Genomic DNA, 1,633 nt, shown 5'->3' with positions numbered 1-1,633 from the left:
CTGACGATAACCTACTTTCACACTGGTTGCAGCACTATCATCGGCGCAAAGTTGTTTCACGGTCCTGTTCGGGATGGGAAGGGGTGGGACCAACTTGCTATGGTCATCAGGCATAACTTGTACTGGCATTTGTCCTCAGTGGAGCGACAAAGCCTGAATCTGGAAGAAGCAAAGATTGGGTAATGAATAGTAGTATCAACAAACACGCAACGTTGTACCGTCTTATCCTCTGTACCTGCTAAGGTTATAGGGACAAGCCGTACGGGCAATTAGTACTGGTTAGCTTAATGCATTACTGCACTTCCACACCCAGCCTATCAACGTCCTGGTCTCGAACGACCCTTCAAAGAGCTCAAGGCTCTGGGAAATCTCATCTCAAGGCAAGTTTCCCGCTTAGATGCTTTCAGCGGTTATCTCTTCCGTATTTAGCTACCCGGCAATGCCACTGGCGTGACAACCGGTACACCAGAGATACGTCCACTCCGGTCCTCTCGTACTAGGAGCAGCCCCCTTCAAATTTCCAACGCCCACGGCAGATAGGGACCAAACTGTCTCACGACGTTTTAAACCCAGCTCACGTACCACTTTAAATGGCGAACAGCCATACCCTTGGGACCGGCTACAGCCCCAGGATGTGATGAGCCGACATCGAGGTGCCAAACTCCCCCGTCGATATGAACTCTTGGGAGGAATCAGCCTGTTATCCCCAGAGTACCTTTTATCCGTTGAGCGATGGCCCTTCCATACAGAACCACCGGATCACTATGTCCTACTTTCGTACCTGCTCGACTTGTCAGTCTCGCAGTTAAGCACGCTTATGCCATTGCACTATCAACACGATGTCCGACCGTATCTAGCGTACCTTCGAACTCCTCCGTTACACTTTAGGAGGAGACCGCCCCAGTCAAACTGCCTACCATGCACTGTCCCCGATCCGGATAACGGACCAAGGTTAGAACCTCAAACAAACCAGGGTGGTATTTCAAGGTTGGCTCCACGAGAACTAGCGTCCCCGCTTCAAAGCCTCCCACCTATCCTACACAGATTGGTTCAAAGTCCAATGCAAAGCTACAGTAAAGGTTCATGGGGTCTTTCCGTCTAGCCGCGGGTAGATTGCATCATCACAAACATTTCAACTTCGCTGAGTCTCGGGAGGAGACAGTGTGGCCATCGTTACGCCATTCGTGCAGGTCGGAACTTACCCGACAAGGAATTTCGCTACCTTAGGACCGTTATAGTTACGGCCGCCGTTTACTGGGACTTCAATCAAGAGCTTGCACCCCATCATTTAATCTTCCAGCACCGGGCAGGCGTCACACCCTATACGTCCACTTTCGTGTTTGCAGAGTGCTGTGTTTTTATTAAACAGTCGCAGCCACCAGTTTATTGCAACCCTTTCACCCTCATGGAGTAAACCAATCAAGCTACCGGGGCGTACCTTTTCCCGAAGTTACGGTACCAATTTGCCGAGTTCCTTCTCCCGAGTTCTCTCAAGCGCCTTAGAATACTCATCTCGCCCACCTGTGTCGGTTTGCGGTACGGTCTCGTATGACTGAAGCTTAGAGGCTTTTCTTGGAACCACTTCCGATTGCTTCATGCACAAGTGCACTCGTCTCAACCCCTTGAATTCCGC

2 rRNA genes are annotated in these 1,633 nt (G+C 50.7%); both read right to left on the bottom strand.

Annotation, left to right across the window (positions count from 1 at the left end):
- Positions 1-111, bottom strand: a 5S ribosomal RNA gene (rrf, locus tag ACP7EG_RS27620); the annotation flags it as partial.
- Between the two features lie 137 nt (positions 112-248).
- A 23S ribosomal RNA gene (locus ACP7EG_RS27615) occupies positions 249-1,633 on the bottom strand; the annotation flags it as partial.

The sequence above is a fragment of the Janthinobacterium sp. PSPC1-1 genome (genome assembly GCF_049897625.1).
In the GTDB taxonomy this organism is placed as follows: Bacteria; Pseudomonadota; Gammaproteobacteria; order Burkholderiales; family Burkholderiaceae_D; genus Janthinobacterium; species Janthinobacterium tructae.
Note: the sequence above shows the minus strand (reverse complement) of the source record. Positions and strands in the feature narration are given on the sequence as shown.